Source organism: Exiguobacterium sp. s128 (assembly GCF_018618815.1).
In the GTDB taxonomy this organism is placed as follows: domain Bacteria; phylum Bacillota; class Bacilli; order Exiguobacteriales; family Exiguobacteriaceae; genus Exiguobacterium_A; species Exiguobacterium_A antarcticum.
Genome location: NZ_JACSMT010000002.1, coordinates 51,833 through 67,160, shown reverse-complemented (window position 1 = coordinate 67,160; position 15,328 = coordinate 51,833). Strand labels below are relative to the sequence as shown.

At 47.0% G+C, this 15,328-nt stretch carries 17 protein-coding genes and 1 pseudogene; 17 read left to right on the top strand and 1 reads right to left on the bottom strand.

Going from position 1 to position 15,328, the window contains the following annotated elements:
- Positions 1-8 precede the first annotated feature (8 nt).
- Entirely contained in the window at positions 9-1,262 is a 1,254-nt protein-coding gene (locus KNQ13_RS01435; protein WP_026831022.1) for a dicarboxylate/amino acid:cation symporter, read from the bottom strand.
- A gap of 310 nt (positions 1,263-1,572) precedes the next feature.
- Between KNQ13_RS01435 and rpsU the strand changes: the two genes are divergently transcribed.
- From rpsU to KNQ13_RS01355, 17 genes and pseudogenes are all read left to right on the top strand, one after another.
- The gene (gene rpsU, locus KNQ13_RS01430; protein WP_012369719.1) at positions 1,573-1,746 is read left to right on the top strand and encodes a 30S ribosomal protein S21; all 174 of its coding nucleotides are present in this window, start codon (positions 1,573-1,575) and stop codon (positions 1,744-1,746) included.
- Between the two features lie 21 nt (positions 1,747-1,767).
- A complete protein-coding gene (locus KNQ13_RS01425; RefSeq protein WP_014969801.1) occupies positions 1,768-2,214 on the top strand; it encodes a GatB/YqeY domain-containing protein in 447 nt (148 codons plus the stop codon).
- 195 nt (positions 2,215-2,409) lie between these two features.
- A complete protein-coding gene (locus KNQ13_RS01420) occupies positions 2,410-2,919 on the top strand; it encodes an NfeD family protein (RefSeq protein ID WP_034774537.1) in 510 nt (169 codons plus the stop codon).
- The gene (floA, locus tag KNQ13_RS01415; protein WP_014969803.1) at positions 2,916-3,899 is read left to right on the top strand and encodes a flotillin-like protein FloA; all 984 of its coding nucleotides are present in this window, start codon (positions 2,916-2,918) and stop codon (positions 3,897-3,899) included. The genes KNQ13_RS01420 and floA overlap by 4 nt, the downstream gene beginning before the upstream one ends.
- Before the next feature lie 13 nt (positions 3,900-3,912).
- Positions 3,913-4,383 carry a hypothetical protein gene (locus KNQ13_RS01410; protein ID WP_014969804.1) on the top strand — a complete coding sequence of 157 codons (471 nt, stop codon included), beginning with the start codon at positions 3,913-3,915 and terminating at the stop codon, positions 4,381-4,383.
- A gap of 224 nt (positions 4,384-4,607) precedes the next feature.
- Positions 4,608-5,570, top strand: coding sequence for a PhoH family protein (locus KNQ13_RS01405; RefSeq protein WP_014969805.1), 963 nt, complete (start codon positions 4,608-4,610; stop codon positions 5,568-5,570).
- Between the two features lie 41 nt (positions 5,571-5,611).
- A pseudogene (locus tag KNQ13_RS16280) lies at positions 5,612-6,286 on the top strand (HD family phosphohydrolase); the annotation flags it as partial.
- 54 nt (positions 6,287-6,340) lie between these two features.
- On the top strand, positions 6,341-7,669 hold the full coding sequence (locus KNQ13_RS16275) for an HD family phosphohydrolase (protein WP_371818607.1): 1,329 nt from the start codon (positions 6,341-6,343) through the stop codon (positions 7,667-7,669).
- On the top strand, positions 7,666-8,142 hold the full coding sequence (gene ybeY / locus KNQ13_RS01395) for an rRNA maturation RNase YbeY (RefSeq protein ID WP_014969807.1): 477 nt from the start codon (positions 7,666-7,668) through the stop codon (positions 8,140-8,142). Before KNQ13_RS16275 ends, ybeY begins: the two co-directional genes overlap by 4 nt.
- On the top strand, positions 8,139-8,489 hold the full coding sequence (locus KNQ13_RS01390) for a diacylglycerol kinase family protein (protein ID WP_014969808.1): 351 nt from the start codon (positions 8,139-8,141) through the stop codon (positions 8,487-8,489). Before ybeY ends, KNQ13_RS01390 begins: the two co-directional genes overlap by 4 nt.
- A gap of 49 nt (positions 8,490-8,538) precedes the next feature.
- Positions 8,539-8,937, top strand: coding sequence for a cytidine deaminase (locus KNQ13_RS01385; protein WP_014969809.1), 399 nt, complete (start codon positions 8,539-8,541; stop codon positions 8,935-8,937).
- Positions 8,930-9,838 carry a GTPase Era gene (era, locus tag KNQ13_RS01380; RefSeq protein WP_014969810.1) on the top strand — a complete coding sequence of 303 codons (909 nt, stop codon included), beginning with the start codon at positions 8,930-8,932 and terminating at the stop codon, positions 9,836-9,838. The genes KNQ13_RS01385 and era overlap by 8 nt, the downstream gene beginning before the upstream one ends.
- Before the next feature lie 3 nt (positions 9,839-9,841).
- Positions 9,842-10,591 carry a DNA repair protein RecO gene (gene recO / locus KNQ13_RS01375; protein WP_014969811.1) on the top strand — a complete coding sequence of 250 codons (750 nt, stop codon included), beginning with the start codon at positions 9,842-9,844 and terminating at the stop codon, positions 10,589-10,591.
- Between the two features lie 285 nt (positions 10,592-10,876).
- Positions 10,877-11,767 carry a glycine--tRNA ligase subunit alpha gene (glyQ, locus tag KNQ13_RS01370; protein ID WP_026831026.1) on the top strand — a complete coding sequence of 297 codons (891 nt, stop codon included), beginning with the start codon at positions 10,877-10,879 and terminating at the stop codon, positions 11,765-11,767.
- Positions 11,760-13,820, top strand: coding sequence for a glycine--tRNA ligase subunit beta (gene glyS, locus KNQ13_RS01365; RefSeq protein WP_034774540.1), 2,061 nt, complete (start codon positions 11,760-11,762; stop codon positions 13,818-13,820). Before glyQ ends, glyS begins: the two co-directional genes overlap by 8 nt.
- Before the next feature lie 19 nt (positions 13,821-13,839).
- Positions 13,840-14,469, top strand: a complete 630-nt coding sequence (ccpN, locus tag KNQ13_RS01360; protein WP_014969814.1) for a transcriptional regulator CcpN — start codon at positions 13,840-13,842, stop codon at positions 14,467-14,469.
- A 14-nt stretch (positions 14,470-14,483) separates the two neighbouring features.
- Positions 14,484-15,293, top strand: coding sequence for a pyruvate, water dikinase regulatory protein (locus KNQ13_RS01355; RefSeq protein ID WP_026831028.1), 810 nt, complete (start codon positions 14,484-14,486; stop codon positions 15,291-15,293).
- Positions 15,294-15,328 lie beyond the last annotated feature (35 nt).

Sequence of the window (15,328 nt, the reverse complement as noted above, 5' to 3'; positions counted from 1 at the left end):
AGGAAAAATTAAGCGTAACGCTCGTCTTCTTCCTCTTCTTCTTTTAGGTTATCTTTTTCTGATTTCGCAACGATGACAGCACAGGCGGCGTCACCTGTAATGTTGACGGCCGTCCGCATCATATCAAGCAGACGATCGACACCGATGATCAAGGCGATCCCTTCGACAGGGAGGTTAACCGATTGCAGGACCATCGTCAACATGACGAGACCAACACCCGGTACACCAGCCGTTCCGACAGACGCAAGTACGGCAGTCAAGACGACCGTCGCCAGTTGCGCAGGTGATAAATCAACTGCATAGACTTGGGCAATAAAGACGGTTGCGACCCCTTGCATGATCGCCGTTCCATCCATATTGATCGTCGCACCGAGCGGTTGGACGAAACTGGACACAGAACGCGGAACCTTCAGTTCACGCTGTGCTGTTTGCATCGCAACCGGTAACGTCGCGTTCGACGATGAGGTTGAGAAGGCAAACAACATGACAGGAGCAAACTTTTTGAAGAAGAAAAACGGGTTCATCTTTCCGAGCAACGAGACAGTTGAGCCGTACGTCAACAAGGAATGAACGACAAGTGCCAAGATAACGACTCCCATATAGAGTGCCATTGCTTTCAGTGAATCAAATCCTTGTGCACCGACGGCCGAAGCGATCAAAGCAAATGCGCCGAGCGGTGCCATCTTCATGACGAGACCGATCAAGTACGTCATCAAGTCGTTACCTTGTTCGATGAACGAACGTAACGTCGAGGCCTTGCTACCGAGGAATGTAATCCCAAACCCGATGAAAACGCTGAAGACGATCAGTTGTAACATGTTGCCTTCTGCCATCGAAGCAATCGGATTCGTCGGGAACATCCCGACGATCGTATTGATCAGGCTGGTATCCGGTAGATTTCCTTGATCATACTTTAAATTGTCTGTCGCGAAATTCCCGAACGTCCCTGGTTTGATTAATAAAGCCAAGCCAAGGGCGATGACGATCGCAACAGCCGTCGTCGTCATGAAATAGCCGATTGCCTTTCCGCCGACACGGCCAAGTTCTCTTGGATTCCCAAGGCCCATGACACCAAGTGAAATTGAAAAGAAGACGATCGGTACGACAAGCATCTTGATCAGGTTCAAGAAAATCGTCCCGATTGGTTGGAGCGCATACTTATTCAATCCTTCATAGATTGATTTGTCCGGTAATGTCGCGAGAATGATTCCGAGGACAATCCCGAGAACCAATCCCCAAATGATTCGTTTGGCTTCTTTCATAAATGAGAACAACTCCTTTTTCAGATAACTGTTTATATTTTGACACATCATTCACTGTTTTGACAAAACATTTCATAAATATTACGGAAGCGCTTACAAAATATTTCGGTTTTTTTCAGCAAAAAATCATGAATCTGTTGTAAATAATCAGGCGACGTGAGAGGATAGAAAAGAACAAAAAGGAACATCTCAGGAATAGATTAAAACCGGTCAATCAACTATTGACCATTTTGTATATTCCTACTATAATGTTGTATGACGTGTCTGACACGTTTCCTTTAGTCGGTAATATCGGAGGGAGGGAAAACTAGTGGAAACTCGTGTACGTAAAAATGAATCACTTGAAGACGCACTTCGTCGCTTCAAACGTGGTGTTTCAAAAGATGGTACGCTTGCTGAAGTTCGTAAACGTAAACACTACGAAAAGCCAAGTGTAAAACGTAAGCTTAAATCGGAGGCTGCGCGTAAGCGTAAGAAGTTCTAACGTTAGAGAGGGTGTATCCTCATGAGTCTTCAAGAGCGTTTGACAGTGGATATGAAGGAAGCCATGCGCGCGCGTGAGAAAGATCGTCTCACGACGATTCGGATGGTGAAGTCGTCCCTGCAAAATGAAGCGATTAAACTCGGTAAGCAAGAATTAACTGATGAGGAAGAGCTAACTATACTCTCACGTGAGATGAAACAGCGCAACGACTCCCTCCGAGAATTCGAACGCGCTGATCGTCACGACCTCGTCGAGAAGATTCAAGCAGAGATAATCGTGCTCGAAGCTTATATGCCAAAACAACTTTCTGAAGAAGAAGTCCAGGAAATCATCGATGCAGCGATTGCGAAGACGGGTGCCTCGGCTCCTTCTGATATGGGGAAAGTAATGGGGATCGTCATGCCGCAACTTAAAGGTAAGGCGGACGGTGCCTTGATTAATCGTCTTGTTAAACAACAATTACATTAATCGGTTTTAAAAGGTGTCCTGCGGGACGCCTTTTTTTTTTTTTTTTTTGAGTTATTAGAATTTTCGGAACTTAAAAGAGTTCTGAAACCTTTTTTGAGATGAAAGCGTATATAATAATAGTAACAACGAACCATGCTCAGAATGAAGAAACATCGTATGTCGTCTGATTCCGATGAAAAAGGGGTGAACGAAGTAATGTCTTTTAGCTTAGGGATGATTTTAGCGGTCTTCATGATCGGTGTCATCATGTTGCTGATCGAAATATTCGTGACAGGATTCGGTATTTTTGGTGTGCTTGGCATCGGTGCTGTCCTCGCGAGTTTAATCATGGCCGGAGCAACGGTTGGTCAAGTTGGTCTCGCGATAGGATTGGCAGTTTTTTTATCACTCGCTGCTGGGTTTTGGGCGTATCGTCGGATTAAATCAAACCAATCGCTCTTATGGAGAGGCTTGATTTTGACGGATTCGACATCGTCGGAAAAAGGATATCTATCTCATCAAGACAAAGAACAACTGCGCGGTAAGGTCGGGATTAGTTTGACCCAGCTTCGCCCTGCAGGAACGATTGAAATCGACGGGAATCGTGTCGACGCCGTCACAGAAGGTAGTTTCATCAACTCGGGCGAACAAGTCGTCGTCCAAGACGTCACCCACGGACGAGTCATCGTTCGAGTCCAAAAAACGAAGGAGGAGTCACTCACATGACACCTGAACTATTGACCATTTTACTCATATCGGGAGGAATACTTATTTTCCTCGCAATCTTCTTTACGCTTGTCCCCATTCCACTCTGGATTAGCTCGCTCGCTGCTGGAGTCCGTGTCTCAATCTTCACGTTAGTCGGGATGCGACTGCGTCGTGTCACACCATCAAAAATCGTGAATCCATTAATCAAAGCCGTCAAGGCCGGCATCGACCTCAATACAAACCAACTGGAAAGTCATTACCTGGCCGGTGGTAACGTTGACCGTGTCGTTAACGCCTTGATTGCGGCACACCGGGCGAACATCGAACTAAGTTTCGAACGAGCGGCCGCGATCGATTTAGCTGGGCGGAACGTTCTTGAAGCCGTACAGATGTCCGTTAACCCAAAAGTCATCGAAACACCATTCATTGCGGGTGTTGCGATGAACGGGATTGAAGTAAAAGCAAAAGCGCGGATCACGGTTCGGGCCAACATCGACCGTTTAGTTGGTGGTGCGGGTGAAGAAACTGTCATCGCGCGTGTTGGTGAAGGTGTCATCTCGACGATTGGTTCGTGTCAGGATCAAAAAGAAGTGCTCGAAAATCCTGAAATGATTTCTCGGACCGTCCTTGCGAAAGGTCTGGATTCAGGAACAGCGTTTGAAATCCTCTCGATTGATATCGCGGACATCGATATCGGTAAAAACATCGGAGCGGTTCTTCAGACGGATCAGGCGGAAGCCGACAAAAACATCGCCCAAGCGAAAGCCGAAGAACGTCGTGCCATGGCGATTGCAAGCGAACAAGAAATGAAATCACGTGTCGAAGAAATGCGCGCCAAAGTCGTGGCGGCAGAAGCAGAAGTCCCACTTGCGATTGCAGAAGCATTACGTGACGGCAACTTCAGCGTGATGGATTATGCCAACTACTTGAACGTGACAGCTGATACGAAAATGCGTCAAGCGATTGGTGGTCAATCTTCGCCGAATGACTCACAATAAAGGGTGATCTAGGATGGAAAGTTTAATTTGGGTCGGATTGATGATCGCCTTTGGTGTCATCTCTGTCATCTCCAAGGCAGCTGATCAGAAAAAAACGAGTTCTTCAACACGAGTTCCCTCGAAGGAATTTGGCGACTATGTCAAAAAAATGGTCGATCAGGTCGAAACGCGGTTACCGGAGGAACGTGATCTGCCTCCTGCGATCAAGCGGAAACAACAAAAACAAACACAACCGGTCAAACATCAACGGACTGAATTGCAACAACGATTGGATGAACGAGATCGTCTGAAAGCACAAAAACAACAGTCGAAATCGAACATCGGTAAAATCACGGGGAGTATTGCAAGCGATGAGATTGGTACACGACGTAATCGGCAAAAGGGTATGCATACGACACAGGAAGAAATTCGCCAAGCCATCATTTGGAGCGAAGTCCTTGGACCGCCGGTTTCGAAACGTTCCTCGAAAACGCCGCCTCGTTGAAAAAAGTGATCCTCGTTTTTTTACGAGGGTCACTTTTTTGCTTCAAGGAGCCGTCTGTTAGTGGTCACGATGAACCGCTGGGAATCAAGATGCGGTAAAACTAGGAAACAACGTGTTGGGGATGGGTTTTTCTTTCCATCTATTCTTTGGAAATGCTAAAGTGGACTAGAATAGACTTATAGAGATGACATACTGTTATCCATCATTAGGAGGCCAATCATAACGTGATATTTAATGAAAGAATCCCATTTGCATTTTCGAATTCAGAACAGATTCAAGCATTCGTAGGACCGAACGATGCCGTACTAAAAACGATGGAAGCGGAACTGGATGTGCAACTGACACCCCGGGGAGATGAATTACTGGCGCAGTCAGAAGAAGAACGGTCTGTTATTTTAGCTAAACAGGTGGTCAGTGTCTTAAAACAGCTTGTTGATCGAGGTGCTGTCTTGACGGAACGTGATGCAACCAGTGCGATTCAACTCGCTCGACAAGATCGTGTGGATGAATTACTGGAATTGTACGATACGGTCATTCATACGAATCATAAAGGAAAACCGCTGCGTGCCAAAACACTTGGGCAGGCCCGTTATGTCCGGGGGATCGAAAAATGTGACCTGACGTTTGGGATCGGACCAGCCGGGACCGGGAAAACGTATCTTGCCGTCGTCATGGCGGCACGTGCCTTGAAGGAAGGGTACGTCAAACGACTGGTGCTAACACGACCAGCGGTAGAAGCAGGTGAGAATTTAGGGTTTTTACCAGGTGACTTAAAAGAAAAGGTCGATCCGTATTTGCGTCCGCTCTATGATGCGTTACATGATGTTCTCGGAGTCGAGCATACCGCCCGTTTGCTGGAACGTGGTGTGATTGAAATCGCGCCGCTCGCCTATATGCGGGGACGGACCCTCGAGCACGCCTTTGTTATTTTAGACGAAGCACAAAATACGACACGAGAACAAATGAAGATGTTTCTGACACGTCTCGGATTCCATTCGAAGATGATCGTCACAGGCGATTTGACACAAGTCGATTTACCGCGCGGGAAGGCATCCGGTTTACAAGAAGCCTTAAACTTACTCGGAAATGTCCGGGGCATTCACTTTGAACACTTCAGCTCGGCTGATGTCGTCCGACATCCACTTGTTCGAAAAATCATTGATGCGTATAGTCAAGAACTCGGCTAACACGCAATAGGTGAGTCTTAGGGTGGAAAGGAGACGAACGAATGCGGAAAGTAGGTATATGGATTGGTCTGTTGACGCTTGGGTTTTATATCATCATCTCAACGATGATGTATGTCAGTGTCCGACCGGAAGCGTTATCGGCAGAACCATTTTCGATTGCGGAAGAAGATATCCGGTCACCGCTGACGATTGAAGACCGTGAAGCAACACGGTTACTCAAAGAAAATACCGTCGCAGCAATCGACAGTCAATATACGATTAAACAAGAATACGCAACACAGCAGATTGATAAAATCGAACAGCTGTTTGCGGGTCTTAAAGGTATCAAGCAGGCAGAAGATATCGGACGAATCAAACAGCGTCTCCGAGGGACGGAAGCTGCTGACTTGCTACAGGATGATGAGTTACGTTTGCTTGCAACGTCATCGAACTCGGTCCGAAGCACGGTCCGTGACGTCGTCATTACGGCGATTGAAGAAGCGATGCGGCAACGGATTTCTTCTGACGGTGGTGAAGTCTCAGAAGCCCGTGAAAATGCACGACTTGACATTGAACGGTCGCCGTTGTCATTTTCGATGAAGGCAGTTGGAAAAACGTTGACCGATCAATTGATCGTGACGAACTACGTCTATGATCCGGAAAAAACAGAACAACTACGTAAGCAGACGAACGAAAAAGTCGAACCCGTACTGATCTCTGAAGGTGAAGTCATCGTCAAACGTGGAGAAGTCATTTCTCAGGATGCGTACCGGCAACTGCAACTCGTTGGATTGATTTCTGATCGTCAATCCTTTAAGCCGCTGCTTGGGACATTGATTTTAAGCGCACTGATGACTATATTATTATTCGGATTCATCGGTCGTTCGAATCTCCGTTATGCGAAGATGGGTAAGGTGAAACTATTTAGTCTCGTCTATCTAGTCGTCATTCTCCAACTCATCGTCACATACGGGATGGCGTTTTTAGCGGATGACATCAATCCAGCTCTCTATCTACTGACACCAACAGCTTTTTCAGCACTTGTCCTACGTAATTTGCTGAACGAACGAATTGCCTTATCGAGTACACTGTTCATGGCGCTAGCGGGGACCTTTTTCTATAGTGTGAATCAGAACTTCAGCTTTAACATTGCGATTTATTTATTGGTCGGGGGATTGGTTGCGACGTATTTTCTGCGGTCCAGCTTGTCGCGCCGACGGATTTTCATCAGCAGTTTGACGATTTCTGCGGCCAATATCGCTGTGTTCCTCGCGTTTGTCTTAATGCGTAGTGGGCAACTGGAACTAAAAGAAACATCGATTTTGATAGGGTTTGCGATTGCAAGTGGCGTCTTAAGCGCAATCTTAGCCATCGGATTATTGCCGTTCCTTGAGATGACGTTTGGTATCTTGGCGCCCACCCGTCTTCTTGAACTACTAAATCCGACGCATCCGTTACTGAAAAAATTATTGGTCGAGGCACCCGGAACCTACCATCACAGTATGATGGTCGCGAACCTGGCTGAGACAGCTTGCGAAGCGATTGGGGCCGATGGATTATTGGCGCGTGTTGGAGCTTACTATCATGATTTAGGCAAAACCCGTCGTCCACTCTACTTCATTGAAAATCAACATGGTCTTAATCCGCACGATCGTCTGAAGCCGGAAGAGTCGGCACGCGTCATCCTGGCGCATACGGACGATGGAGTTGAACTGTTGGAAGAAGCAAAATTACCGAGTGTCATCGTCGATATTTGCCGGGAACATCACGGGACCTCGTTATTACGTTATTTTTACGTCAAGGCGACGGAACAAGGGGAGGTCGACGAAGCCGATTTCCGGTATACTGGTCCAAAGCCACAATCGAGAGAAGCGGCTGTCATCATGATTGTCGATTCGATCGAAGCGGCGGTTCGTTCCATGAAAGCACCGACTGAAACAGGAATTCAAGAATTGGTCAAAAAAATCATTCGTGAAAAGTTACTCGATGATCAATTTTCAGAATGTGACATGACGACACGTGATATTTATCGCGTCGGTGAGAGTGCGTGCCACACATTATCTGGACTTTTCCATGAACGAATTGAATATCCTGAATTAAAGAAAGAGGAACTGACATGAACATTTATACAACAGATGAAGGTACATTGTTGACGGAAGATCAGATGAAGTTGGTCGAGTCGATTTTAGTCTATACGGCAACGGAAGAAGAGGTGGAACAAAACAGTGAATTGTCGGTCACATTTGTGACAAATGATGAAATTCAGCAGATTAACCGGGAGTGGCGTGGGAAAGACCAAGCGACAGACGTCATCTCGTTTGCGATGGATGAACTCGGAGAGGATGAAATCGATTTTCAACTGCTTGAAGACGAACCGGTTGTCCTCGGGGATTTAATCATCTCGGTCGAACGATGCCGGGAGCAGGCCGCGGAATACGGTAATCATTTTGAACGGGAACTTGGATTTTTAGCCGTGCATGGTTTTTTGCATCTGCTCGGGTATGATCACATTGAAAAAGCAGATGAAGACATCATGACAAAGCGTCAGGAGGAAATCCTGCATCACTTCGAGTTGTATCGAGGAAAATTGTGAAGACGTGGTGGTTACCGTTTGTTCATGCGATGAACGGGATACGCCAAGCTGTCAAGGAAGAACGGCATATGAAAGTCCACTTCCTGATTGGTCTGATTGTTTTACTCGTTGCCTTTTACTTACCACTGACTTCGACGGAACGGGCCATCTTGTGTTTAACGGTGGGGGTCGTGCTCAGTGCGGAGATGTTTAACACGGCATTCGAGCGAACCGTCGATCTCGTGACACAAGAGTGGCATCCGTTAGCCAAAGCGGCGAAAGACATCGCGAGTGGTGCCGTTCTTGTGTTGGCGCTTACATCAATTGCGATTGCACTATGCATCTTCGTTCCATATTTGGTACAATAAGAATCCGGCCTTTTTTGGCCAACAAAGTTGCTAAAAGGGGAAAAATGACATGAAAACAGAACAATTACTCGAACAAGCGAAACTCGCACGCGAAAAAGCATATGTTCCTTATTCAAAATTCCAAGTCGGCGCTGCCTTGCTTACGAAAGACGGACAAGTATTCCACGGTTGTAACATCGAAAATGCAGCATACGGTCTTTGCAACTGTGCTGAACGGACGGCTATCTTCTCTGCATGGGCACAAGATGCACGTGAATACGCAGCGATGGCTGTCGTGGCAGATACAGAAGGACCTGTTGCACCATGTGGACAGTGTCGCCAAGTCTTATTTGAGATGTGTGATGCCGATATGCCTGTCTACTTGACGAACCTGACGGGTGATGTCACGGAAACGACGGTTGGTGCCCTCCTACCAGGTGCATTCACGAAGGGAGATCTTCATGTTTAAAGAAGGATTTAAATCAGGATTCGTCTCGATCATCGGTCGTCCGAACGTCGGGAAATCAACATTCTTGAACCGTGTGATTGGTCAAAAAATCGCCATCATGTCGGATAAACCACAGACGACACGGAATAAGATTCAAGGTGTCTACACGACAGACGACTTGCAGACGATTTTCATTGATACACCAGGGATCCATAAACCAAAACACAAACTCGGTGATTTCATGATGAAGGTCGCAACCAATGCGTTGCGTGAAGTCGATGCGATTCTCTTCATGATTAATGTGACGGAACCTAAAGGAAAAGGGGATGAGTTCATTATCGAGAAGCTAAAAGATCTCGATACACCAATCATCCTCGTCATGAATAAAGTTGACTTGATTCATCCAAACGACATCCCGCCAATCATCGAATCGTATCAAAACGAATTGGATTTTGCGGCAGTCGTCCCAATTTCGGCGCTCCAAGGTAACAACGTCGAACCTCTTTTACAAGAGATCGCGAAAATCCTTCCAGAAGGACCAATGTATTACCCGGCAGATCAAATTACCGATCACCCGGAACGGTTTATCATCTCGGAGATGATTCGTGAGAAAGTCTTGCAAAAGACGCGTGACGAAGTCCCGCACTCGATTGCTGTGGCGATTGATCAGATCAAGACACGGGAAGACGGCAACATGGTCGACATCCATGCGACGATTTTGATTGAGCGTGATTCACAAAAAGGAATCATCATCGGTAAACGTGGTGCCTTGTTAAAAGAAATCGGGTCAGAAGCCCGGACGGATATCGAGATGTTACTCGGGACAAAAGTTTACCTCAACCTTTGGGTGAAGGTGCAAAAAGACTGGCGGAACAAAGCCGGACAATTGCGTGAACTCGGTTTCCGGGACGACGAGTATTAAGCGATGATTGATAAGGCGGAAGGGCTTGTATTACGCACGGTCGTGTATGGTGAATCAAACAAAATCATTACGCTGTTAACACGTGAATATGGCAAGCTCGCCGTCATGGCCCGTGGTGCGAAAAAACCAGGCAGCCGTTTTAACGCTGCGAGTCAACCGTTCATTCGGGCGGTTTACGTGTATCCACGTTCACGTGGTCTCGGTCAATTGAAGTCAGCCGATGTCATTACCGGATATTCGAACATCCGCCAAGATGTTTTTTTGATGGCCTATGCGATGTATGTCCTGGAACTGGCGGATAAGGCACTGGATGAACGGGTACCGCAACCGGCACTGTATGACTTGTTCGTTGATGGTCTAGAGGCGATGAACGAAGGACTTGATCCGGACGTCGTCTCGTTTATCATCGAACTTCGATTACTTCGGCATCTAGGAATTGCGCCACATCTAAACGGCTGTACGATTTGCGGCAGTGCCGAAGCGCCATTCGCGTTTTCACTGAACCACGGTGGCTTATTGTGCAGGCGGCATCGGCACGAAGATGAGCATGCTGTCTATTTGACGGAATCGGTCGCTAAGATGCTCTATGTATTTTCCGTCTATGATTTTTCCCGGATCGGTAAGGTTGAAGTGAAGCCGGAAACAAAACGTTTGTTACGGCAAATCATGGATGCTTATATGGAACGGTACAGTGGTCTTCGTCTTCGTTCGAAACGGGTTCTGGATCAATTACTCAATCTCGGAGACGATTGACAGACTGGTCGATCGTTCGGTAGAATAAGTGCGGAAGAACTAACTAAACGAACACGATGAGAAAAAGGAGTAACACCTGACGTTCAGTCAAGCGATTTCGGGATAGTGTGAGCCGAAAATGAATTAGGTGTGAACGGCATTTTTGAGTGTTCCTGATCAAAGAGTGGCATGCTTGTCATGCAAGTAGGGTGGAACCGCGGGCTTGTCTCGTCCCTATGTACAACCTTGTTGTACATAGGGACGTTTTTGCGTTCCCGCATAAATTTGGAGGTGGAAGTCTTGAAGATGACAGTACAGGAAATGATCTTAACACTGCAAAAGTTTTGGGCTGAACAAGGCTGCTTGACGATGCAGGCATATGATGTGGAAAAAGGTGCCGGGACGATGAATCCGATGACATTTTTACGGAGTCTCGGACCAGAACCATGGAACGTCTGTTACACAGAACCATCACGACGACCGGCGGATGGACGTTACGGAGAAAATCCGAATCGTTTGTATCAACACCATCAGTTCCAAGTCATCATGAAACCGTCACCGGATAACATTCAGGAATTGTACTTACAAAGTCTTGAACTGCTTGGGATCAATCCGCTTGAACACGATATTCGTTTTGTTGAGGATAACTGGGAGAATCCGACGTTTGGTGCAGCGGGTCTCGGATGGGAAGTTTGGTTAAACGGAATGGAAATCACGCAGTTCACCTATTTCCAACAAGTCGGTGGGATCGAATGCAGTCCGATTGCTGTTGAAATCACGTACGGAATCGAACGTCTCGCGTCCTATATCCAGGACGTCGAAAGTGTGTTTGATTTAGTGTGGACGGACGGATTCAAATATGGCGATATCTTCTATCAGCCGGAATTCGAGCATTCAAAATATACGTTTGAGACATCGGATGTCGACTTGTTGTTTACATTGTTTGATCAATACGAAAAAGAAGCAAACCGAGCGCTTGATGAAAATCTGGTGTTCCCAGCCTATGACTATATCTTGAAGTGTTCACATGCCTTTAATCTATTGGATGCCAAAGGTGCGATTTCCGTCACGGAACGGACAGGGTTCATTCATCGTGTAAGAAACATGTCACGCCGTTGTGCACAAAGCTTCATCGAAGAACGGGAACGGTTGGGATTCCCATTGATTAAATCGAAAGCAGGTGAATCGCATGCATGAATTATTACTTGAAATCGGTCTTGAAGAAATGCCGGCTCGTTTTGTCCTGCAGTCGGAAACACAATTAAAGGACCGGATTAAGACGTTCTTGAAAGAAGCGCGGATTACGTTCGAGACGATTGAATCGTTTTCGACACCACGCCGTCTTGCGGTCCTCGTCACGGGTATGTCGGAGCGTCAAACGGACTTAGAAGAAACGTTGAAAGGTCCTGCTAAGCGGATTGCTCAGGACGAAGAAGGTAACTGGACCAAAGCGGCACAAGGGTTTGCACGTGGAAAAGGATTGACGACGGAAGACCTGTTCCTCAAAGAAGAAAAAGGTGTCGAATACATCTTTGCGACACGCAAAGAAGTAGGGCAGGAAACAGCGACATTGATGCCGGGATTAAAACAGATCGTCGAAGCGATGTCCTTCCCGAAAAACATGCGTTGGAGTACCCAGTCCTTACGTTACATGCGTCCGATTCGTTGGATGATTGCCTTGCTTGACGAGCAAGTCATACCGTTTGAAGTGGCCACTGTCGAGACGGGACGGACGTCACGCGGACATCGTTTCCTTGGTCAAGACATCACGATCTTACGTCCAAACGCGTATGTCGAGGCGCTCGCAGCAGAACATGTCATCGTCAGTTATGACAAGCGTCGTCAGATGATTGAAAAACAAATTCAAACATTGAGCGAACAGGAAGGTTTTGACGTGCCAATCGACCCAACCCTTCTCGAAGAAGTGACGAATTTGGTCGAATATCCGACTGCTCTGTTTGGTGCGTTTGATGAAGCCTATCTCGAACTACCGGAAGAAGTGCTCATCACGACGATGAAAGAACATCAACGGTATTTCCCAGTGAAGAAAGACGGAACATTATTACACTATTTCGTCACGGTCCGTAACGGAAATGCAAATCATCTGGAGAACGTCGCACGTGGTAACGAAAAGGTCATCCGGGCACGTCTTGCGGATGCCCAGTTCTTCTATGAAGAAGATAAAAAAGCGGATATCGATGCGCAGGCAGCACGGTTGGATAAAATCGTCTTCCATGAAAAACTCGGAACGACAGGCGAAAAAGTCCGCCGTGTTCGTGAGATGGCCTTACAACTTGCCGATCGTTTCGGAGCAGAACAGGCTAAAGTGGAACGCGCCGGAACAATCTATAAGTTTGATCTCGTCAGTCAAATGGTCTACGAGTTTACAGAACTCCAAGGGATGATGGGCGAACGTTATGCCAACATGAAAGGCGAAGATGCAGAAGTTGCAGCATCGATTCGTGAACATTACTTACCACGGTTTGCTGGGGATGAAAGTCCAAGCACGGCAACGGGAACAGTATTAGCTGTTTTGGATAAGATGGATAGCGTCGCCGGTTTCTTTGGTGTTGGTATGATTCCAAGTGGTTCTGCTGACCCTTATGCGTTACGACGCCAAGCGCAGGGGATCGTTCAGATTCTTTCAGACCGTCAGATTGACATGACGTTGTCGGAACTGATTGAATTCGTTGTCGCGGCACAACTAAAAGCAGGGCTTTATCAAGCCGATGCAGAACAAGTAAAAGCAGCGATGGAAGACTTCTTCAATCAGCGCCTGAAATTCCGTCTGTCGGAAAAAGGTCATCGTCATGATGTGATTGAAGCGGCACTTGAACCCCAGTTGACGGTCGAAGCAAATGAAAAACGAGCAGCGATGCTCGAACAGGCGACGCAACGTCCGACGTTTAAGAAAACGGTCGAACAGCTCAGCCGTGTCTTGAACATTTCGAAAAAAGCGGAGACCGTGGTCACTGTCGATCCGACACTTTTTGAAAATGAAGCGGAACGTGCGTTGCATGAACAGATCGAACAGCTGATTCCAGAAATTGAAGCAGCCGTCGAAGTCTCTGACTATGAACGGGCGATTCAAGTACTCGAAGCTAGCGTGCCGACGATCACTGCCTATTTTGACGGGACGATGATCATGGCAGATGATGAAGCGGTTCGGACAAATCGCCTTAGCGAGATGAAACGATTTGCGACGGCAATCGAAAAAGTCGCACGATTCAATGCACTCACTTTAGTGTGAATAAAGGACGGATGAGCCGATGAAGTTAAATGAACGGCAGAAAAAAATACTCCAAATCGTCAAAGAAAATGGTCCGATCACAGGAGAGCAGATTGCGTCTGAACTCTCCTTGACCCGGGCGACCTTACGTCCGGATTTATCGATTTTGACGATGACAGGGATGCTAGAGGCACGTCCGCGCGTCGGCTATATGTATGTCGGTAAAAAAAATGCGTCGATGTTACACGAAAAACTGGATACGTTGACGGTAGGCGAATTCATGTCTTCTGCGAAAGTCATTCATGAAGGGATGACGGTGTATGATGCGATTGTTCACTTGTTTCTCGAAGACGTCGGCTCGTTGTTCGTCGTCGGAAAAGATCATGCCCTAGTAGGCGTCTTGTCCCGAAAGGACTTTTTACGTGCTGCGATCGGGAATCAGGAGCTTGACTCGTTACCGGTCAACATCATCATGACCCGGATGCCGAACTTGACCGTTTGTGAAAAATCAGAGACGTTGATCGGTGCCGGAATGAAATTGATCGAAAAACAGATTGATTCGATGCCGGTCGTCGAACAAGTGGACGGGATCTTAAAAGTTGTCGGACGCATGACGAAAACGAATATGACAAAAGTATTAGTCGCATTAGCACGAGATGAAGAACTTTAAGAGGAGGTTCGCAGATGAGACAACGCATTTATGTAGTCAGTGACTCGGTTGGTGAGACGTGTGAACTCGTGGTGCGGGCAGCCGCGATTCAGTTTCCGGAACAGGCGATCGAAACCGTCCGGATTCCCTTCGTCGATGACGATCAAGTCATTTATGATCTTGTGTTACATGCGAAAGAAGAGCAGGCGACGATCGTTTATACGATCGTTCAAGCGACGCACCGGCGTCTGCTTGCGGAGACGGCGCATGCTCATGACGTCAAAGCAATCGATTTGTTAGGTCCTTTGCTCGATACGATGGAAGAACGCCTCGGCATGCAGCCGAAGGAAGAGCCGGGTTTGATTTACCGGCTAGATGAAGAATATTTCCGGAAAATCGAAGCGGTCGAATTCGCCGTGAAATACGATGATGGACGCGACCCGCGGGGAATCAAACGAGCGGACATCGTGTTGATCGGTGTGTCGCGCACATCGAAAACACCACTTTCTCAGTATTTAGCATTAAAACGATATAAGGTTGCTAATGTGCCGCTCGTCCCGGAATCGATTCCGCCAGAGGAACTGTTTGATATTCCAAAAGAAAAATGTTTTGGATTATTGATTTCTCCTGAAAAGCTGATTGATATTCGGATGGAACGGTTACGCTCACTTGGCTTGAAGCCGGAAGCCGCTTACGCGCAAATCGACCGGATTAATCGAGAACTCGACTATGCTAAAAAATTGTACGACCGGATTGGGTGTCAGGTCATCGACGTGACGAATAAAGCAGTCGAGGAAACAGCCAATTTAATCTTGACCGGGATTTCCGGCAAATCACATGACTAGTAAAGTGATGATTCACGTAGTATACTAATCTAGCT

Bases quoted from the DNA above. Each gene is read 5' to 3' on its own strand.
- KNQ13_RS01435 (WP_026831022.1), bottom strand. From the start codon at position 1,262: ATGAAAGAAGCCAAACGAATCATTTGGGGATTGGTTCTCGGGATTGTC.
- KNQ13_RS01425 (WP_014969801.1), top strand. From the start codon at position 1,768: ATGAGTCTTCAAGAGCGTTTGACAGTGGATATGAAGGAAGCCATGCGC.
- KNQ13_RS01420 (WP_034774537.1), top strand. From the start codon at position 2,410: ATGTCTTTTAGCTTAGGGATGATTTTAGCGGTCTTCATGATCGGTGTC.
- floA (WP_014969803.1), top strand. From the start codon at position 2,916: ATGACACCTGAACTATTGACCATTTTACTCATATCGGGAGGAATACTT.
- KNQ13_RS01410 (WP_014969804.1), top strand. From the start codon at position 3,913: ATGGAAAGTTTAATTTGGGTCGGATTGATGATCGCCTTTGGTGTCATC.
- ybeY (WP_014969807.1), top strand. From the start codon at position 7,666: ATGAACATTTATACAACAGATGAAGGTACATTGTTGACGGAAGATCAG.
- KNQ13_RS01385 (WP_014969809.1), top strand. From the start codon at position 8,539: ATGAAAACAGAACAATTACTCGAACAAGCGAAACTCGCACGCGAAAAA.
- era (WP_014969810.1), top strand. From the start codon at position 8,930: ATGTTTAAAGAAGGATTTAAATCAGGATTCGTCTCGATCATCGGTCGT.
- recO (WP_014969811.1), top strand. From the start codon at position 9,842: ATGATTGATAAGGCGGAAGGGCTTGTATTACGCACGGTCGTGTATGGT.
- glyQ (WP_026831026.1), top strand. From the start codon at position 10,877: ATGACAGTACAGGAAATGATCTTAACACTGCAAAAGTTTTGGGCTGAA.
- glyS (WP_034774540.1), top strand. From the start codon at position 11,760: ATGCATGAATTATTACTTGAAATCGGTCTTGAAGAAATGCCGGCTCGT.
- ccpN (WP_014969814.1), top strand. From the start codon at position 13,840: ATGAAGTTAAATGAACGGCAGAAAAAAATACTCCAAATCGTCAAAGAA.
- KNQ13_RS01355 (WP_026831028.1), top strand. From the start codon at position 14,484: ATGAGACAACGCATTTATGTAGTCAGTGACTCGGTTGGTGAGACGTGT.